Source organism: Cryptosporangium aurantiacum (assembly GCF_900143005.1).
Lineage (GTDB): Bacteria > Actinomycetota > Actinomycetes > Mycobacteriales > Cryptosporangiaceae > Cryptosporangium > Cryptosporangium aurantiacum.
On the sequence record NZ_FRCS01000006.1, the window covers coordinates 116,871 to 135,571 of the forward strand.

14 protein-coding genes are annotated in these 18,701 nt (G+C 70.6%); 8 read left to right on the top strand and 6 right to left on the bottom strand.

The genetic code is table 11. The features are described 5' to 3' along the window. Positions 1 to 6: 6 nt before the first annotated feature. The 3 genes from BUB75_RS21015 to BUB75_RS21025 form a co-directional block, all read right to left on the bottom strand. On the bottom strand, positions 7 to 1,566 hold the full coding sequence (locus BUB75_RS21015; RefSeq protein ID WP_073259356.1) for a long-chain-fatty-acid--CoA ligase: 1,560 nt from the start codon (positions 1,564 to 1,566) through the stop codon (positions 7 to 9). Between the two features lie 141 nt (positions 1,567 to 1,707). Then, positions 1,708 to 2,565 carry a hypothetical protein gene (locus tag BUB75_RS21020; RefSeq protein WP_178379943.1) on the bottom strand — a complete coding sequence of 286 codons (858 nt, stop codon included), beginning with the start codon at positions 2,563 to 2,565 and terminating at the stop codon, positions 1,708 to 1,710. 76 nt (positions 2,566 to 2,641) lie between these two features. Then, entirely contained in the window at positions 2,642 to 5,302 is a 2,661-nt protein-coding gene (locus BUB75_RS21025) for a LuxR C-terminal-related transcriptional regulator (protein ID WP_073259360.1), read from the bottom strand. 265 nt (positions 5,303 to 5,567) lie between these two features. Here BUB75_RS21025 and BUB75_RS21030 point away from each other — a divergent pair, with 265 nt between their 5' ends. Then, positions 5,568 to 6,806, top strand: coding sequence for an alpha-hydroxy acid oxidase (locus tag BUB75_RS21030; RefSeq protein WP_073259362.1), 1,239 nt, complete (start codon positions 5,568 to 5,570; stop codon positions 6,804 to 6,806). A gap of 18 nt (positions 6,807 to 6,824) precedes the next feature. On the opposite strand, the gene BUB75_RS21035 is transcribed toward BUB75_RS21030, so the two are convergent. Further along, on the bottom strand, positions 6,825 to 7,238 hold the full coding sequence (locus BUB75_RS21035) for a hypothetical protein (RefSeq protein ID WP_073259364.1): 414 nt from the start codon (positions 7,236 to 7,238) through the stop codon (positions 6,825 to 6,827). A gap of 149 nt (positions 7,239 to 7,387) precedes the next feature. Between BUB75_RS21035 and BUB75_RS21040 the strand changes: the two genes are divergently transcribed. After that, positions 7,388 to 7,819, top strand: coding sequence for a hypothetical protein (locus tag BUB75_RS21040; RefSeq protein WP_218617678.1), 432 nt, complete (start codon positions 7,388 to 7,390; stop codon positions 7,817 to 7,819). Here the strand turns inward: BUB75_RS21040 and BUB75_RS21045 are convergent, their stop codons facing one another. Then, the gene (locus tag BUB75_RS21045; protein ID WP_073259366.1) at positions 7,820 to 8,833 is read right to left on the bottom strand and encodes a LacI family DNA-binding transcriptional regulator; all 1,014 of its coding nucleotides are present in this window, start codon (positions 8,831 to 8,833) and stop codon (positions 7,820 to 7,822) included. 211 nt (positions 8,834 to 9,044) lie between these two features. Here BUB75_RS21045 and BUB75_RS21050 point away from each other — a divergent pair, with 211 nt between their 5' ends. The 4 genes from BUB75_RS21050 (at position 9,045) to BUB75_RS21065 (ending at position 14,169) form a co-directional block, all read left to right on the top strand. After that, positions 9,045 to 10,328 (top strand): ABC transporter substrate-binding protein, encoded by a 1,284-nt coding sequence (locus tag BUB75_RS21050; protein WP_073259367.1) that lies wholly within the window; start codon positions 9,045 to 9,047, stop codon positions 10,326 to 10,328. A 65-nt stretch (positions 10,329 to 10,393) separates the two neighbouring features. After that, entirely contained in the window at positions 10,394 to 11,335 is a 942-nt protein-coding gene (locus BUB75_RS21055; RefSeq protein ID WP_073259369.1) for a carbohydrate ABC transporter permease, read from the top strand. A 58-nt stretch (positions 11,336 to 11,393) separates the two neighbouring features. After that, positions 11,394 to 12,218 (top strand): carbohydrate ABC transporter permease, encoded by an 825-nt coding sequence (locus BUB75_RS21060; protein WP_073259371.1) that lies wholly within the window; start codon positions 11,394 to 11,396, stop codon positions 12,216 to 12,218. A 16-nt stretch (positions 12,219 to 12,234) separates the two neighbouring features. Further along, positions 12,235 to 14,169 (top strand): cellulase family glycosylhydrolase, encoded by a 1,935-nt coding sequence (locus tag BUB75_RS21065; protein ID WP_073259373.1) that lies wholly within the window; start codon positions 12,235 to 12,237, stop codon positions 14,167 to 14,169. Here the strand turns inward: BUB75_RS21065 and BUB75_RS21070 are convergent. Then, the gene (locus BUB75_RS21070) at positions 14,111 to 15,175 is read right to left on the bottom strand and encodes a zinc-dependent alcohol dehydrogenase (protein WP_073259374.1); all 1,065 of its coding nucleotides are present in this window, start codon (positions 15,173 to 15,175) and stop codon (positions 14,111 to 14,113) included. The two genes, BUB75_RS21065 and BUB75_RS21070, sit on opposite strands and share 59 nt — an antisense overlap. 75 nt (positions 15,176 to 15,250) lie before the next feature. On the opposite strand from BUB75_RS21070, the gene BUB75_RS21075 reads away from it, so the two are divergent. Next, the gene (locus tag BUB75_RS21075) at positions 15,251 to 16,951 is read left to right on the top strand and encodes an IlvD/Edd family dehydratase (RefSeq protein ID WP_073259376.1); all 1,701 of its coding nucleotides are present in this window, start codon (positions 15,251 to 15,253) and stop codon (positions 16,949 to 16,951) included. Between the two features lie 136 nt (positions 16,952 to 17,087). Then, entirely contained in the window at positions 17,088 to 18,548 is a 1,461-nt protein-coding gene (locus tag BUB75_RS21080; RefSeq protein ID WP_143175332.1) for a hypothetical protein, read from the top strand. The last annotated feature ends 153 nt before the right edge of the window (positions 18,549 to 18,701 follow it).

Sequence of the window (18,701 nt, forward strand, 5' to 3'; positions counted from 1 at the left end):
TGATGGCTAGCTGAGTTCCCGCTTGAGGATCTTCCCGGTGGCGGTCATCGGCAGCGCGTCGACGAACTGGACGATGCGCGGGTACTTGTACGCGGCCATCTGCTCCTTCGCCCAGGCGACGAGTTGCTCCTCGGTGGTCGTCGCGCCCTCCACCGGGATGATGAACGCCTTGATCTCCTCGCCGTGGCTCTCGTGCGGCACGCCGATCACGGCGGCCAGCGAGACGTCGGGGTGGGTCATCAGGACCTCTTCGATCTCCCGCGGATACACGTTGAAGCCGCCGCGGATGATCATGTCCTTCGAGCGGTCGACGATGTAGTACCAGCCGTCGGCGTCGCGGCGCGCCAGGTCTCCGGAGCGGAACCAGCCGTCGCGGATGGCCTCCTCGGTGGCTTCCGGACGCTGGTAGTAGCCCTTCATGATGTTGTGGCCCTTGATCGCGATCTCGCCGACCGCGTCCGGCGTCCACTCGATCTCGTCCCAGGTGCCCGGCTGGAGCAACGTCATCTGGACGCCGGGGATCGGCGTGCCGATCGAACCGGGCCGGGCCGGCTCACCGAAGTGCGAGAAGCTCGCGACCGGCGAGGTCTCCGACAGGCCGTAGCCCTCCAGGATCGTGACGCCGAACCGCTTCTCGAAGTCCCGGTGCACCTCGACCGGCAACGCGGAGCCACCGGCGGCGGCGACCCGCAGGTTCCGGGCGATCTTCGCGACGTCCACCGAGTCGTCCAGCGCGCCGAGCAGCCCCCAGTACATCGTGGGGACGCCGGCGAAGAACGTGACGTCTTCCTTCTGCATCAGGGCCAGCGCCGGTTTCGCCTCGAACCGCGGTAGCAGGACGACCGTGCCGCCGAACGCGAACGCGCCGTTCTGGATGACGGTCTGGCCGAACGAGTGGAACAACGGCAGCACGCAGAGGAACGTGTCCGGCCGCTCGGCGTCGGCCTGGAACAGGTCGGTACCGATCAGCGCGTTGTCGCGCATGTTGCGGTGACGCAGTTCGGCGCCCTTGGGCCGGCCGGTGGTGCCGGACGTGTAGAGGATCACCGCGGTGTCGTCCTCATCCACCGCGACGGACTCGAACGTGCCGGGTTGGCCGGCCATCCCGGCGCCGAGCGTCTCGGCACCCTCGATCGGGGACGCCGCCGCGGGATCGACGGTGATCACGAAGAAGTGCTCGCAGCCGGGGATCTCGTTGAACCCGGCCCAGCCCTCGGCGCCGATCGGCAGTTCGGGCGTGCCCTGGAAGCAGAAGTACGCCTTCGCGTCGGAGTCGTCGAGGTGGTACGCGACCTCGCGGCCCTTGAGCAGGATGTTCAGCGGGACGACCGTCGCTCCGGCCTTGAGGATCCCGTAGTAGACGATCGGGAAGTACGGCAGGTTGGGGCAGGAGAGCGCGACCTTGTCCCCCGGCTGGATGCCGCGCGCGACCAGCAGGTTCGCGACCTGGTTCGCGGCGCCATTGATCTGCGCGTAGGTCAGCCGGAGGTCGCCCAGGACAACCGCGACGCGCTCGGGATAGGTGGCGGCGGAGTCCTCCAGCAGCGAGGAGAGAGTCTTCGGCATCGTTGCCCTTTCTCAGTGGCCGGCCGGACGCGTCGATCGTAAACGCAGGGCCGGACGCTGAGCACCAATGGCGCACTTCAGCCGGGTGGGCCGGGACAGTTTTCGTCCCGGCCCACCCGGTGGCTCGTACGGCGCGCGTCGCTAGACGATGCAGCGCACCCGGACGACCAGGCGCTCCTCGGGCCGCAGATCGACGGCCGCGGCGAACCACGCCTGCCGATCGTTGACGTTCGAGCTCGACACCCGGAGCGTGTGGATGAGGCGTCCGTTGACCGAGTCACCGTTGTTGACGTTGGTCATGTACGCGCCACCGGTGAGCGGCCGCATCCCGAACGGGCAGTTGGCGTACCCCTGCCCGACCCCGTTCACCGGTGCGAACGTCTCCTGGCGGGGCTGCGAACCGGTCAGCGGTGCGCACAGCGTCCTGATCACCAAACGATCGGTCGGTGCCGAGGTGTGGCCGGTCACCGTCCAGCCCCTGCCGTCCGCCGTGGGATAGCTGCCGACCAGCCGGGTTCCGCTGGTGGAGAAGAAAGCCTGCGAGGTCATGAAGTTCCCGCCGCCCGCGTAGGCCAGCTTGCCCACCGGGCACATCGCCGTGCCCGTGCGCAGCGTCGAGGGGGACGCCTGGGCGGTGAACGTCGCGATGCTGGTGTCGGTCGCCTGCGACACCGGCGCACACGTGGCCTGCAGGTTCATCGAGCCCGTGCCGGGACCGAGGATCTTGCCGGTCGCCCTGAGCATCCGGCTGCCGCCCGCGGTCGGGTTCACGCCCAGGCTGGTGATCGTGCTGGTGCCCGCGCCCGCAGCGACCACGATCTCGTCGTTGTTGCAGAACGCGGTGGGACTCACCTGCTGACCGGCCGTCCCGGTCGCGGTGACGTTGACCTCCCGGAGGGCGACGCCGCTGAACGCGGCGGCGGCCGGTGAGGCGGGTAGAACGAACAGCGCTCCGGCTGCCGCTATCAGAAATACCGAACACATTCGTAGTAAGCGCATGGAGGCACCCCGTGGTTGATGGCCGTTTGCCACGGCTGACGCTAGGGAGGCTCCGCGCGGGGAACGTAGGTAGTCGTTACTCAACCGGACCGCTGTCGGGCCCGCGCAGGAGCTCGGCCAGCTCCCTACGGGTCCGGACGCCGAGCTTGGCGTACGCGCGTTGCAGGTGGTTGTCGACGGTGCGGACCGACAGGTGCAGCGCGTCGGCGATGTCCTTGCTGCGTGTCGCGGCGACCGCGAGGAGGACGACTTCCCGCTCACGCGCGGTGAGCGCGTACGTGGCCTCCCCGCTCGCGAGCAGCGGAGTGCGCGCGCCCGGACAGTGGGCGGCATAGGTGCGGGCCGCGTGCGCGGCGGCGGTCGCGCGCCGGGCCCGGCCCGCCCGGCGCCAACCGGTGGCCGCGCGGGTAGCCGCTTCGGCCGCGAGGAGGTGGGCCCCGATCGTCGCGAGTTCGGTCGCCACCGCGAGGAGCCGCTCGGGGTCGTCGTCGGCGAGCGCGGTGGCCAGGTGCGCACGGGCCGGCGCGAACGCGCCGTCGCACCGGAGGCTCAGGCCCCCCAATCGGTCGGCGACCTCGGCGGCGCCACCCAGCCGGGCGACGTCGGTCAGGAGCAGCATCTCCGAGGTGAGGTGTCCGGTCTCGCCGGCGGCGGCTGCCGCGTCGGTGAGGACGGTACGGGCTCGGGACAGCCGGCCACGGGCGACCTCGAGCCACGCCTCCCCCAGGCACTCCTCACCGGCCTGGTGCCCCATGACCGGGTACGACCGCATCCGCGCCAACGCGCTCTCGGCGGTGTCGACGTCGCGGAGGACGGCGGCGGTGGCGGCGAGGCCGCCCCAGGCCTGGAACAGCGGCCGGATCTGGCCGTGCGCCCGACCCTGGGTGATCGCCTCCGCGTACCAGCGGCGCGCGGTCCGCACGTCGCCGGCCAGCCATTCCGCGCGGCCCCGGTAGACGGCGGCCCACACCCGGGTCTGCGCGGCGTCGTTGTCCACCAGCGTGGCCAGCACGCGATCGGCGACCGTGACGGCCTGCGCCAGGTCTCCCGCGTCGGTCGCCGCGAAGATCACCGGCACCAGCTGTGACGCGGGGTGCGCCGGGCCGAGCGTCCGATCGTCGACCGACACGTGCGCGGCGTGGGCGGCCAGGCCCCACTCGACCGCTTCGGTGCTCCGGCCGACGAAGGCCAGCCCGGCCGTCTTGGACATCGCGGCGAGCAACCATCCGTTGAGGTCCCGCGCGTCGTCCACCTCGGGTTCCAGCTCCTCCAACAGCGCCAACCCGTGCTCGGGCCGCCCGGAGATCGTCAGCAGGGCGCCTTCGTTCAGCGTGAGCACCTGCCGACCCGCCCGGCTGACGACCTCCTGACGCTCGGCGTCGTTCACGCCGAGGGCGTCCTCGGTGCGCGCGGCGACCCAGAAGAGGTTCCAGGTGCGGAGCATCGCCGCGGCGGTTCTCTGCTGCTCGGTCCCGGCGGCGCGCTGAGCCCGCGCCAGCATTTCGTCCGCCTCGCGCCACCGCCCGAGCTGGACCAGCGCGTCACCGTGCAGGAGCAGGGAATCGTGGTCGCGATCCGGGTGCGGAATCGCGGTCAGCAGCGCGAGCACGTGTTCGTAGTCGTGGGCGTGCCGTGCCAGCGCGGCCGCACGGCGCAGCAGCACCGGATCGGCGTTGCCGACCGCCGCCAACTGCCAGGACGCGATATGCAGCGCGTCGTCCCGGCGCCGGCCGCCCCGGGCGCTGACCCGCTCGATCTGCTGCAGGAGCAGTCCGCGCCGACGAACCACGGAAAGGTCTTCCCGCAGCGCCTCACCGTAGAGCGGGTGGCTCAACGCGACGACGGCGCGGCGTCGGTCCTGCCGGACGTGGACGAGCCCGGTGTCCTCCAGGCCCGCGACGATTTCGGTCGACGCGGTGGCCGCCGCGTCGGCCAGCGACACCGGCGCGCAGACCGCGAGCAGCTCCAGCAGACGGCGCGCGGCCGGCGACGCGGCGGCCAGCCGTGTCCTGATCACCTCGCTGAGCCGCGACGTCGTGGGCAGCGAGCCGTCGGCGAGTTCCCAGATCTCGCCGTGCCAGGCCAGCGACCCGGCGTCCAGCGCGGCGTGTACCAGCTCACGCAGGTACAGCGCGTTGCCTCCGGACACCTCGAACAGCCGGTGGAGCGTGCGGTGGCTCAGCGGCGCGCCCAGCGCGGCCCGGAGGAGCCGTTCGGTCTCATTCCGATCGAACGGCGCCAGATCGATCCGGCAGGCGGCGTCGCCGTGCACCAGCGCTTCCACCGAGTCCGCGGCGGATCCACCGGTGCGCACGGTGGCGATGAGCCGAGCCACCCCGGCGTCCGTGAGGTAGCGGAGCAGCGCCGCCGACGTCGCATCCAGGAGGTGGAGGTCGTCGACGACGATCGCCCAGCGGTGAGGTGGGGAAGATTTCAGTGCGCGCGCGGTGTCGGCGAACAGCGCGACCGGGTCGGACAGGTCGCTGCCCACCGGCACCAGGTGAGCGACCGCGCTCAACGGCACCGCAGCGGACGCCGCACTCGCCGTCACCCGCGCTCCGGTGTAGCCGCCGGCGACCGCGCGGGCCAGGAGTTCGTCGGCCAGCCGTGACTTGCCCACTCCGGCGGGGCCGCAGATCGCCACCGAGCGGCAGCCGCGCCGGCGCCACGCGCGCTCGAAGATCGCTATTTCCGAGCCCCGTTCCGTGAAGGGCCACGGCGACTCGCGAGGAGTCATTTCGATAATCTGTTCTTCACGGCGTTTCTCCCGCGGCCCGATGGTGAATGGCATTTCGCCGGCGAAGCTCATTCGCGCGCCGAATAGCCCTACCGCGAAAAACTTAACTACCTGCGACGATGGCTCTCCAGGTAGTTTTACCCAGAGTGGAATTGTGTCCGATGGCGGACTGACGAGTGCCCGGCCCACCCGCCCCGCCGGACGACGGCCGGCGGCAATATCCTCGTCCTAGCTCGTTACGAGCCTTGCACCCTGAGGAGACACGGTGGTCCAGCGACAGATTCCCAAGCCCGCCGAGATCTTCGAGCTCCTGCAGTTCAAGAAGCCGCAGTTCAACGGGCGCACGCGTCGGCTCGACGCCGCGTTGACGATCGAGGACCTCCGCCGGATCGCCCGGCGCCGCACCCCCCGCGCGGCCTTCGACTACACCGACGGCGCCGCCGAGGCCGAGCTCTCGCTCCGCCGCGCCCGGCAGGCGTTCGCCGACGTGGAGTTCCACCCGTCGGTCCTGTCCGACGTCGCGAACGTCGACACGTCCACCACGGTTTTCGGTGGCCCGTCGGCGTTACCGTTCGGCATCGCGCCCACGGGTTTCACCCGGCTCATGCAGACCGAGGGTGAGATCGCGGGGGCGGGTGCGGCCGGCGCGGCCGGTATTCCGTTCACGCTGTCGACGCTCGGCACGACGTCGATCGAGGACGTCAAGGCGGCGAACCCGACCGGACGCAACTGGTTCCAGCTCTACGTGATGCGTCAGCGCGAGATCTCCTACGGGCTGGTCGAGCGCGCCGCGAAGGCCGGGTTCGACACGCTGTTCTTCACCGTCGACACCCCGGTCGCCGGCGCGCGGTTGCGCGACAAGCGCAACGGGTTCTCGATCCCGCCGCAGCTGTCCCTCCGCACGATCGCCAACGCCGTACCCCGCCCCTGGTGGTGGTACGACTTCCTCACCACGCCGAAGCTGGAGTTCGCGTCGCTGTCGTCCACCGGCGGCACGGTCGGCGAGCTGCTCGACGCCGCGATGGACCCGACGATCAGCTTCGAGGACCTGCGGATCATCCGGGAGATGTGGCCCGGAAAGCTCGCGGTCAAGGGCGTGCAGACGGTCGAGGACGCGAAGAAGCTCGTCGACTTCGGCGTCGACGGGATTCTGCTGTCCAACCACGGCGGCCGCCAGCTCGACCGCGCGCCGATCCCGTTCCACCTGCTGCCGGACGTCGTCCGCGAGGTGGGCAACGACGTCGAGGTCAGCGTCGACACCGGCATCATGAACGGCGCGGACATCGTCGCCTGCATCGCGCTCGGCGCGAAGTTCACGCTGGTGGGCCGCGCCTACCTCTACGGGCTGATGGCCGGCGGCCGCGCGGGCGTGGACAAGACGATCCAGATCCTGACCACCGAGATCGTCCGCACGATGAAGCTGCTCGGCGCCCACAGCCTCGAGGAGCTGACCCCCCAGCACGTCACCCAGCTGATCCGGCTGGCTCCGATCCGGCGGCCCTGACGAGTCCGAACGGAGTGCTCACGGGCGTGCGTAGTAGGCGCGGCTCCGCGGGGAGAACACGAGGAGCAGCAGTACCAGGACGGAGGCCGCGAGCCCGGCGGCCGTGAGCACGCCGTCCTCGACCCGGGTGACGTCGACGACGCGGTCGGCCCCGGGCGAGACGGCGGCGGCACCGGCCGCGAGCTCGGACACCGTGTTGAGGACCGCGATCACGACCGCGACGACGTACGCCGCGCGCCATCCGCGCCAGAGGCCGAACACCAGCAGTGCCCACAGGCCGCAGAAGACCACCGGGACGACTGCCCACGGCTCGGCGTCGAGAACTTCGGTGACCGCGATGTAGGCCAGGCGGACGGGCGCGATCGCGAGCAGCACGGTGGCGATCAGCGCCGGTACCGGTGGGCGCGTCGGACGGCTCGGCGCGGAATGCATGCAGGACCCCCGTGGAGATGGACGAGTCAACATCCACGAGCGTCGCGTCTCGGGGCCGGCCGATCGGTTTCCGGCCCGACAGCACGGCTGTACCGGCGGGAACACAGCGCCCGGTGAACTCCGCCGCGCCGGACATCGTCAATGGACGTATGAAGCGGATGTTTCTGGGTGCTCTCGTCGTTCTCCTGGCGCTCGGCGCCTGCGGCTCCCCCGATGCTCAGTCGTCCGAGCCGACCGCCGCGGCCAGCAGTCCGTCGCCCCCGCCGGTCGCGACCGGAACCGTCGAACAGCTCGCCGCGCGGCTGGGATGTCAACCGCAGATCAGGACCGAGGCCGCGGAGCTTCGGCAGGGCGTCTGCCGAGCCGCGACCGGCGAATTCACCGTGACGACGTTTCCGCAAGAACGCTTCAAGCTGACCTGGCTGGACGCCGCGGCCGGCTGGGGCGGCTGGTACGTCGTGGGGCCGCTCTGGGCGGTCAGCGCGAGCACCAAGGCCATCGCGGACGACTTCCGGCAGACGCTGGGCGGGAGCCTCATCGACGGCTCGAAGATCCCCAAACCCGTCGGCCCGGGGCAGTAATCAGACCGTCGCGGTGCTTCCGCGCGGCACGAGATGCGCACCGGGCGCCTGGACGCTCGTCGTGGCGCCGGTCGTGACCAGCTCGAGCAGGCTTCGGGCGGCGTTCGTGCCGTACGCGGCGACGTCGCGGGAGAGCGCGGTGAGCGGCGGGTGGACGATCCGGCAAAGCATCGAATCGTCCCAGGCGACGATCGAGAGGTCGCCGGGCACCGCGATCCCCATCTCCTGCGCCACCGCCAGGCCGGCGACCGCCATCAGGTCGTTGTCGTAGATCAGCGCGGTCGGCCGGTCGGGGGCGCTGAGCACCCGGCGGGTGACCCGGGTGCCCTCCTCCGCCGTGTAGTCGGCCGGCACCGTCACCGCGTGCTGGACGCCGAGCCGCTCACAGACCGCGGCGAACGCCCGGGTGCGGATCTCGGTGTGCAGCAGCTCGGGCATGCCGCCGACCCGGGTGATCGTGCGGTGCCCGAGCGCGCAGAGGTACTCCACGGCCTCGACGACCGCGGCGGCGTCGTCCGACCAGACGTTGGGTAGCCCGCCGAAGTCGCCGGGTCCGGCGATCACGATCGCGGGGAGCTGGAGGTCGCGGACGACGTCGAGCCGGTCGTCGTCGGTGTGCAGGTCGACGATCAGCACACCGTCGACCCGCCGTTCCCCCGCCCACCGGCGGTAGACCGCGATCTCGGCGGCGTGGTCGGGGACGACCTGGAGCGTCAGACCGTAGGAGCGCGCCGAGAGCTCGGCCTCGATGCCGCTGATCAGCTCCATGAAGAACGGCTCGACGCCGAGGACCTTCGCCGGACGGCACAGCGCCAGGCCGACCGCGCCCGCGCTGGCGCCGTTCAGCGCGCGCGCTGCGAGGTTGGGCCGGAAGCCCATCTCCGCCGCGATCGTGAGGATCCGCTCGCGGGTGGCTTCCGAGACGCCGGGCCGGTTGTTCAGCGCATACGACACCGCGCCCTTGGACACGCCCGCTGCGCGGGCGATGTCGGCGCTCGTGGGCCGCTTGTTCACGGGTCCCCTTAACGTTCAGTACTTTCTTGACGCGTTCAGCTCGGCTCGCAGTGTAGCGCCTACCAGCGCGATCGTGGCCAGGAGCGTCCGCCCATTGACAGCGTTGCGCCCGACCTCTAGCTTCTGGTGCTTATCCGGTTAAGCAACTCGGCGCCCCGCGCCGGAGCACCTCGTATCCCCAGGTCAACGCTGACTTCGAAGGTGGAACCCCATGCGCAAACGGATCGTCGCCGGGCTCGTCGCGGCGGTGTTAAGTGCGGCATCACTGGCCGGCTGCGGCGGTGAGGACGACGGCAGTGGCCGGCCCGAGGGTGAGATCACGGTCCTGACCAACCGCACCGACATCGTCGACACGGTCTTCCAGGAGTACAAGAAGAAATTCGAGGCCAAGTACCCCGACGTCACGGTGAAGTTCGAGGCGATCACCGACTACGAGGGCGAGGTCCGGATCCGGATGAACTCGCCGGACTACGGCGACGTCCTGCTGATCCCCAACTCGGTCACCGCCGACCAGCTGCCCTCGTTCTTCGAGCCGCTCGGCTCCGTGGACGAACTCAAGGACAAGTACCGGTTCGTCGCCGCCGAGCAGACCTACCAGAAGCAGGTCTACGGCATCGCGATCGTCGGCAACGCCCAAGGCTTCGTCTACAACAAGCGAATCTGGCGCGAGGCGGGCATCACCGATCCGCCGAAGACACCCGCCGAGTTCCTGGCGGCGCTGCGCGCGATCAAGTCCAAGACCGCGGCGACGCCGCTGTACACGAACTACAAGGACGGCTGGCCGCTGACCATGTGGGAGTCCGACCGCGGTGCGGTCAGCGCGAACCCCGACGCGGTCAACGAGCTGGTGGAGGACGACACGCCCTGGGCGCCCGGCCGTGAGCACCACATCATCGACTCCCTCCTGTACGACGCCGTCCACTCTCGACTGACCGAGGCGGATCCGACCACGACGAACTGGGAGGCGTCGAAGACCGACCTGGCCGCCGGGAAGATCGCGACGATGCGCCTGGGCTCCTGGGCGATCAGCCAGATGCAGGGCGTCGCGAAGGAGCCCGCCGACGTCGGCTTCCTGCCGTTCCCCACCCAGGTCGACGGCAAGTTCCACTCGGTCATCTCGGGTGACTACAAGAACGCGGTCAACATCAACTCGAAGCACAAGGCGGCGGCGCGGGCCTGGGTGACGTGGTTCGCCGACGAATCCGGCTACGCCGCCGACCAGGGCGGCATCCCGCCCCGGCTCAGCGACCCGATGCCCAAGAACCTCGACGACTTCGCGACGTGGGGCGTCAAGTACTTCGAGCTCAACCCGGCGCCGGAGGGCAAGGAAGGGCTCGACAAGCGGATCGACGCGGCCGCCGAGATCGGGCTGCTGGACCAGAAGTACCGGCAGCGCCTGGTGGACGCCGCCCGCGGCGCCCGCGAGGAGAGCAAGGACGCGATCTTCGCCGACCTCAACGAGCGCTGGGCCAAGGCGCGCAAGACCACGCAGTGATTCCCGGCCCCGGGCGCCCGACGGTGGGCGCCCGGGCACCGCACGCGCCTCGAGGACGGAGCCCCATGGTTTCCCCGCCACGTACCGCGGACCGGGTGGCGCCCCCGGCCGCCCCGGCACCGCCCGCGGTCCCCCGGCGCCGCCGCCGCGGCATCGCGACGCCCTACCTGTTCCTGCTGGTCCCGCTCGCGTTCCTGGTCGTGTTCACCTACGTGCCGGTGGTGAACATCGTCTGGTACAGCCTGACGTCCTGGGACGGTCTGGCGCCGTCCAAAACGTTCGTCGGCGTCGACAACTACGTCGAGATCGCCACCCGCCCGGACCTGCTCGTGGTCTTCCGCACCAGCCTGTACTACCTCGGCGCGTCGGCGGTGCAGATCGTGCTCGCGCTCTACTTCGCCACCGTGCTGAGCTTCAACGTCCGCTTCCGCAACGTCTTCAAGGGGATCATCTTCTTCCCCTACCTGATCAACGGCGTCGCGATCGCGATGATCTTCCTGTTCTTCTTCCAGCCGGGTGGGACGCTCGACTCGACGCTGCAGGCGCTCGGGCTCGAGGGTCTCTCCCGCCAGTGGCTCGGCGACTCCGGCACCGTGAACTACTCGCTCGCCGGCACGTCGGTCTGGCGCTTCCTCGGGCTGAACTTCGTGCTGTTCCTCGGCGCGATCCAGTCGATCCCCGGCCAGCTCTACGAGGCCGCGGAGCTGGACGGTGCGAACCGGTGGCACCAGTTCCGCCACCTCATCCTGCCCGGCATCCGGCCGGTGGTCGGCCTGTCGGTCATCCTCGCGATCTCGGGCTCACTCTCGGTGTTCGAGATCCCGTACATCATGACGGCGGGCGCGAACGAGAGCGCGACGTTCGTGATCCAGACCGTCGAGTTCGCGTTCAAGTTCCGCAAGTACGGGCTCGCCTCGGCGATGGCGGTCGTCCTGCTCGCGCTGATCCTGCTGGTGACCTGGGTGCAGCGGCGGATCATCCCGGACGAGAAGGCGGACCTGACATGACCGCGTACCCCGGCACTCTCCTCCGCTCCGCTCCGATGCTCACTTCGGAGAGCGCCTCGTGACCGCGCGCCTGGCGTCCGCCGCGCGCTACCTGTCGCTGGTCGGCGCCTGCCTGGTCGTGCTGCTGCCGATCGTCGTGCTGGTGCTCGCCGCGTTCAAGACGCGCGACGAGTACGCCACGACCGGCCCGTTCGACCCACCGCGCGACTGGTTCCACCTCGGCAACTTCGCGACCGCGTTCACCGACGGTGGGATGCTCCGCGCGTTCCTCAACACGTCGATCATCATGGTGATCGCGCTGACCGGGACCGTCCTGATCGGCTCGATGGCTGCCTACGCGGTGGACCGGTTCGAGTTCCGGTTCCGGCGCACGGTCATCGGGCTGTTCCTGTTCGCGACGCTCGTGCCGAGCGTGACCACCCAGGTCGCGACGTTCAAGGTCGTCACGAGCCTGGAGCTGTTCAACACCCGCTGGTCGGCGATCGTGCTGTTCCTCGGCACCGACATCATCTCGATCTACATCTTCCGCCAGTTCATCCAGGGCATCCCGCGCGAACTCGACGAAGCCGCCGAGCTCGACGGAGCGAACCGGCTGGCCATTTACTGGCGGATCATTCTGCCGCTCTGCAAGCCCGCGATCGCGACCGTCGTGATCGTCAAGGGCATCACGATGTACAACGAGTTCTACATCCCGTTCCTTTACATGCCGGACCGGGATCTCGCCGTCGTCTCGACGTCCCTGTTCCGGTTCAAGGGCCCGTACGGCGCCCAGTGGGAAGTGATCTCCGCCGGCGTCCTGCTGGTGATCGTGCCCACGCTGATCGTCTTCCTCGCGCTGCAGCGGTTCATCTACAACGGCTTCACGGCCGGCGCGACAAAATAACCCCGAAGGAGCCTGCGTGAGCGTTTCCCGTCCGAGCCCCCAGCTACCCCTGCCGGCCCCGTGGGTGGGCGTCAACTACTGGTCCCGCCGTGGCGGCCCGCTGATGTGGCGCCAGTACGACGACTCGATCGTGCGCGAAGAGCTCGCGACGCTCGTCGATCACGGCCTCACCGTCACCCGGTCGTTCCTGTACTGGCCGGACTTCCAGCCGGCCCCGGACCGGATCGACGAACAGTACGTCGAGCGCTACCACCAGTTCCTGCGAGCGTGTCAGGACCTCGGCATCGGCACGATCCCGACGTTCATCGTCGGGCACATGTCCGGCCAGAACTGGGACGTCGCCTGGCGGAACGGCCGCGACCTCTACGCGGACGGGTTCATGCTCGGCCAGCAGGCGTTCTTCATCCGCGAGATGGTCCGCCGGTTCGGCAGCGCCCCGGCCGTGCAGGGCTGGTTGATCTCCAACGAGATGCCGCTCTACGGCGGCCCCACCACCCGGGAGCACGCCAGGGCCTGGGGGCTGATCTGCGCGCAGGCGGTGCGGGCGGGCGGCTCGGACCTGCCGGTGTCGCTGGGCGACGGCGCCTGGACGATGGAGGTCACCGGCGCCGACAACGGCTTCCGCCTCGCCGACCAGCACGACGTCGTCGACTTCGTCGGGCCGCACTCGTACCCGATGGGCGACGATCAGCTGCGCCAGTTCGTGCGCGCCGCGTTCGTCAGCGAGCTGTGCCACGTCGGCAAGCCGGTCGTGCTGGAGGAGTTCGGCGTCACGTCCGCGTTCGTCTCGGACGAGAATGCGGCCGACTACTACCGGCAGGTGCTGCACCACAGCCTGCTGGCCGGTGCCACCGGATGGATCGGCTGGAACAACACCGACTTCGACCTCGCCGACACCGACCCGTACCGCCACCACCTGTACGAGCTGAACTTCGGTCTCACCGCCGCGGACGGCACGCCCAAGCCCGCGCTGGCTGAGCTCGCCGCGTTCGCCGGCGTCCTCGAGGCGGTCGACGTCGCCCGCTGCCGCCGGGCGACGACCGGCACCGCGATCCTGGTGCCGTCGTACCTCGACACCGACCACCCGATGATCGACGACGTCGAGCGGACGATCATCCCGGAGATCACGCTGCACGCGTACCTGGCGGCGAAGCGGGCCGACCTGGCGCCTGCGCTGCTCCGCGAGTCCACGTGGCTCGACGCGGCCGGGCAGGCCGAGGCGGCCGAGTTGCTGCTCGTTCCGTCCGCCAAGGCGCTGACCGGGCCGATGTTCCCGGAGCTGGTCCGCCGCGCCGAGGCCGGTGCCACCGTGTACGTGGGATGGTTCGCGGGCGCCGGATCCGGCCAGCGCGGCGCCTGGTGGCCGAACCTCGAGCCGATCTTCGGCGTCCGCCACCGGCTGCGCTACGGGCTGAACGAGCTCTGCGACACCGACATCGTCGAGGTGACCGCAGTGACCGACCTGGGCGACCTCAAGTCCGGTGCGACGCTGCGGCTCCGCCCCGCCGGTCCCCCGGCCACCCGGGCCTACCTGCCGGTCGACGTCACCGACGCCGAGGTCGTGCTCGCCGACCAGGCGGGCCGGCCGGTGCTGGTCCGCCGCCGGATCGGCTCCGGTGCGCTCTACCTGGGGACGCTGCCGGTCGAGTACTTCGGCGCGGTCCGGCCCGACGCCCACCCCGACGACGAGGTCTGGCGGCTGTACCGGGCGCTGGCGGCCGAGGCCGGCGTCCGCCCCGCGGTTCGGGTGGACAGTCCGGCGGTGACCACGGACTACCTCGTCCACGAGGACGGGACGCGGTTCGTCTGGCTGATCTCGCTCGCGCCCGAGCCGCTGTCGATCGTCCCGGACGCGCCGGGGCGGCTGACCGACGTCCTGACCGGCGAGGACGTCACCGAGCGATGTGACCTCCCGGCGTACGGGGTGCGGGTGGCGCGCCTCGAGGAGTGACCGGATCGACGTGGATCTTCGGTCCCGGCCCGGCTCCGGGCGGGCGCACCCCCGCCAGCACCGCGGCGACGTCGTCCAGGCCGACCGTCGCGGCCACGAGCGGCCGGGGGTCCACGGCACCGCTCGCGAAGGCGTCGATCGCGTCGGCCAGGCCCGGTGAGGCGGAGAGGATGCCGACGGCCGTGACGTCCTTGAGCGCCACCGTGCGGGTGTCGATCAGGCTGGGTCGCCCGGCGAGTCCGATATAGACCACTCGGCCGCCGGGCTCCACCCGGTCGAGCGCCAGCGCCGGGAGGTACGCCGCGTTGGAGGCGTCGACGACGGCGTCGAACGGCAGGTCGGGAAGGGTTGCCTCGGACCAGACGTGGTCGAAGCCGAGGCTCCCCGCGAACGCGAGCGAGTCCGCGGTCTGCCCGAGCAGATGCACCTCGACGCCGTCGGCACGCAGGAACAGCGCGGTCAGCAGGCCGATCGTGCCCGGGCCGAGCACCAGGGCACGGTCGCCCGGCCCGACCCCGGCGGCCTGCGCGGCCCGCAGCGAACCACCGCCGGGCTCGACGAGCGCGCCGAGCACAGCGTCGACCGTGCCGGGCAACGCGTGCAGCGACCACGCGGGAACCGCGATCTGCTCCGCCAGCGCGCCCGGCCGGCCGCCGCGGATCCCGACCTCCTGCCGGTGCTCGCAGACGTGCTGGTGTCCTCGGCGGCAGCGGCGGCAGGTCTGGTCGCCGAGCATCGTGTCACCCATGACCCGGCGGCCGAGCCACGCCGGGTCGACCCCGTCGCCGACCGCGTGCACGACACCGCACCACTCGTGACCCAGCCGCAGCGGGTAGGCAGCATGGCCTTCGTGCAGGTAGGCCATCTCGCCGGTGAAAAACTCGACATCGGTGCCGCAGACGCCGACCCGCTCGACGTCGACCACCACCTCACCCGGCACCGCGACCGGCGCCGGTACCTCCTCGACGGTGGCTCTTCCCGGCGCGTGCAGGACGAACGCTCTCATCCTCCGATCGTGGTGCGCCACCGCCATCGGCAGGAAGATAGGTGGACGTCTCGATGGTGGAAAGGCGGCGGTTCGATGACGCTCCGCAGCGCGCACTGGTATGCCGGGGACTACCGCAACGCCTACATCCACCGAGCCTGGATGCGCCGTGGCTCCCCGGGCGACGCGTTCGACCGTCCGCAGATCGCGATCGCCAACTCCGCGTCGGATCTGACGCCCTGCAACGCGCACCTGACCGAGGTGGCGCGCTCGGTGGCCAACGGCATCTACGAGGCCGGCGGCATCCCGCTGGAACTTCCGGTGGTGTCGCTCGGCGAGACCAACGTCCGGCCGACCGCGATGCTCTGGCGCAACATGGCCGCGATGGCCACCGAGGAGATGCTCCGGGCCAACCCGATCGACGGCGTCGTCCTGCTCGGCGGGTGCGACAAGACGATCCCCTCACTGCTGATGGCCGCTGCCTCGGTCGACTTACCCGCCGTCGTGGTTCCCGGCGGTCCAATGCTCACGGGGACGTTCCGCGGCGTACCACTCGGCTGCGGAACCGACGTATGGCGGCTGTCCGAGGAGGTCCGCGCCGGAACGCTGTCGCAGGCCGACTTCACCCGCTCAGAATCGTCGATGATCCGCAGCCGCGGTCACTGCAACACGATGGGCACCGCGTCGACGATGGCGCTGGTCGCCGAGGCCCTCGGCACCACCGTCCCCGGCATCGCGGGCACCCCCGCCCCGGACAGCCGCCTGCTGGAAGCCGCCCACGGCACCGGGCGGCTCGCCGTCGAACTCGTCACGGCCGACCGGAGGCCGTCGACGATCCTGAACACAGCGTCCTTCCACAACGCGATCGTCGCGCTCGCCGCGATCGGCGGCTCGACCAACGCCGTCGTGCACCTGCTGGCGATCGCCGGACGCCTCGGCGTCGAGCTCACGCTCGACGACTTCGACCGGATCGGCTCCCGGGTCCCGGTGCTCGTTGATCTCCTTCCGGCCGGCCGGTTCCTCATGGACGACTTCCACCGCGCCGGCGGCCTGCTCGCGGTGCTGCGCGAGGTCCGCGACCTGCTCGACCCGTCCGCCCTGGCCGTGACGGGGAAACCGCTCGTCTCCTACCTGGACGACGCGTCGATCTGGGACGCCGAGGTGATCCGGCCCCGCACGGAGCCGCTCGTCGCCGAGGGCGGCATCGCGGTGCTGCGCGGGTCGCTCGCACCGTCCGGAGCGCTGATCAAGCCCGCGGCCGCCACGCCGGAGTTGCTCCGGCACCGCGGACGGGCCGTCGTCTTCGACTCGATCGAGGACTTCCACGCCCGCATCGACGACCCCACGCTGGACGTGGACGCTTCGTCCGTGCTGGTGCTGCGCGGCTGCGGCCCGCGCGGGTACCCGGGCATGCCGGAGGTCTCGAACATGCCGCTGCCGCGCAAGTTGCTGGCCCAAGGCGTCCGGGACATGGTGCGGGTCTGCGACGGGCGGATGAGCGGAACCGCCTACGGCACCGTCGTCCTCCATGTCGCTCCCGAGGCCGCCGCAGGCGGCCCGCTCGCGCGAGTGCGCACCGGGGACCCCATCTCGCTCGACGTCGGCGCGCGCCGCATCGACGTGGAGGTCGCGCCGGACGAACTCGCCGCCCGAACCCCGAACACCGACGGGTTCGCCGACCCGCGACGCGGCTGGGAACGCCTCTACGTCGACCATGTCCTGCAGGCCGACACCGGCGCCGACCTCGACTTCCTCGTCGGTTCCAGCGGCTCGGAGGTCCGCCGCGAGTCACATTGAGGCGCTCCGCACCCTTCAAAGTGTACGGAGTGGACAGTCGGGGCCGTCGCCTATCCGACAGCGACGCGGACGCGGTCCGGCGGGCACCTAGGCTCCAGCGGACGCGGGTGTCGGGTGGGCAGGAGCGGGAGCGTCGGTGGAAGACCGTCCAGTGTTCGTCGTCCGACGCGGTGCACGGCCAGAGCCCCAGCCACCCGAGCCGCCCGTCGCCCCGCCGACCGTCACCGCGCAGGCGGTCGGCTCGGAGCCGGCCACTTCGCAGGCAGCCGCACCGCGGCCGGCGATGTCGCAGTCAGCCGGCTCGGAGCCGGCTGATTCGCAGACAGTCGCGCCACAGTCGGTCGCCCCTCGGTCGATCGCACCGCAGGCGGCTGGTCCGCAGGCCGTCGCCTCGCGCTCGGACGAGCCGAAGCCACACGACGCAGAGGCTGCCGAGGCAGATCCGACCGACAAGGACCCCATCGGCACGGATCCGACCGCCGGGGATCCGACCGCCGGGGATCCGACGGCCGGGGATCCGGCCGCCGACGATTCGGCCGATCCGGACCCGGGCGAGGCGGAGTCCGTCCCGCGTCTGGCCCGACCGCCATACCGACTGATCGCCGGCTATCTAGCCCTGGCCCTCGGGCCGCTGCTCGCAGCCGCTGCCGTTCTCGCCGCTTGGGTCGCCGTGCAGGAGCATCGGCTGTCCGAGCTCACCAGCCACCTGACCGCCTCCGCGACCGGCACGATCACCTACGTCGAGGAAGACCAGGTCACGGTCGAGTGGACCGACCTGAACCGAACGCTCGGCGAAACCCGGTTCGCGATCCGCGACGACGCCTACCTCTCCGAAGGTGAGAAGTTCCGGATCCTCTACGACGCCGCCGACCCCAACGACCGGACCACCACAATTCCCGCCGACGGCTACCCGGCGATCAGCCCCTTCGACGAAGAAGTCTGGTACCTCGTCGTGAAGATCGCCATCCTCGTGGCGGCAATTCCCCCGCTGATCGCCTGGACGATCCGCGCGCGGCTGTGGACCCTCGGCGCCCGCGCCACCCGGCGCGACACCGACGAACAGCGCAGCGTCCTGGTCACGGCGTACACCGCCGACCAGCGCAAACTCCGCACGTCCTCCTGGCTGTCGATGCCCACGCCGCAGGACATCTGGCCGGATGGTCGCAACCGCCCGGAGAAGGGCGACCGAACCCTTCTACGGGTCATGTGGCGCCCCGTCTGGCACGAGCTGCGCCGCGACACGCCCGCCACACTGCACTGCGCGAGGCCGAATCCCCGTGGCCGCCTGGTCGTCTCCGCGGTCGAACTTCCCGACGGAACCCTGCTGCTACCCGCCGGAACACTGACCACCATGGTGCAGCCGATGTCGTGGCGTCTCCGCACACGCACCCAGGCCGAGTTCGGAGCGCCGCGGCGGATCCCCCTGCAGTCCTGGCCCTACACACTGATCGGCACCGTCGCGTCGACCGCCCCGTTCTTGGTGCTGTTCCCACGATTCGACATCGTGGGGACGCTGTGCGTCGCGCTGTTCGGCGCGACGATCGGGTGGACCAGTTGGGCGTGGCGCGGCGCGAACCCGGACCGCCACCTCAACTAAGGCGAGTGAGTCAGGACCACGCCGGCGGCAATCCACCCCGTGGCGCAGAGACGGCCCGAGTGGATCCCATGCCGCCGCGACCGACTGTGGAAAGTGAACCGCAGCGTGGTCGGATCCGTTTCCCACGGAGATGTATGCTCGTCCGCGAGAAGC

Coding starts and splice junctions, on each gene's coding strand:
- BUB75_RS21075 (WP_073259376.1), top strand. CDS start 15,251: ATGACGCTCCGCAGCGCGCACTGGTATGCCGGGGACTACCGCAACGCC.
- BUB75_RS21025 (WP_073259360.1), bottom strand. CDS start 5,302: ATGACTCCTCGCGAGTCGCCGTGGCCCTTCACGGAACGGGGCTCGGAA.
- BUB75_RS21020 (WP_178379943.1), bottom strand. CDS start 2,565: ATGCGCTTACTACGAATGTGTTCGGTATTTCTGATAGCGGCAGCCGGA.
- BUB75_RS21055 (WP_073259369.1), top strand. CDS start 10,394: ATGGTTTCCCCGCCACGTACCGCGGACCGGGTGGCGCCCCCGGCCGCC.
- BUB75_RS21040 (WP_218617678.1), top strand. CDS start 7,388: ATGAAGCGGATGTTTCTGGGTGCTCTCGTCGTTCTCCTGGCGCTCGGC.
- BUB75_RS21035 (WP_073259364.1), bottom strand. CDS start 7,238: ATGCATTCCGCGCCGAGCCGTCCGACGCGCCCACCGGTACCGGCGCTG.
- BUB75_RS21050 (WP_073259367.1), top strand. CDS start 9,045: ATGCGCAAACGGATCGTCGCCGGGCTCGTCGCGGCGGTGTTAAGTGCG.
- BUB75_RS21070 (WP_073259374.1), bottom strand. CDS start 15,175: ATGAGAGCGTTCGTCCTGCACGCGCCGGGAAGAGCCACCGTCGAGGAG.
- BUB75_RS21015 (WP_073259356.1), bottom strand. CDS start 1,566: ATGCCGAAGACTCTCTCCTCGCTGCTGGAGGACTCCGCCGCCACCTAT.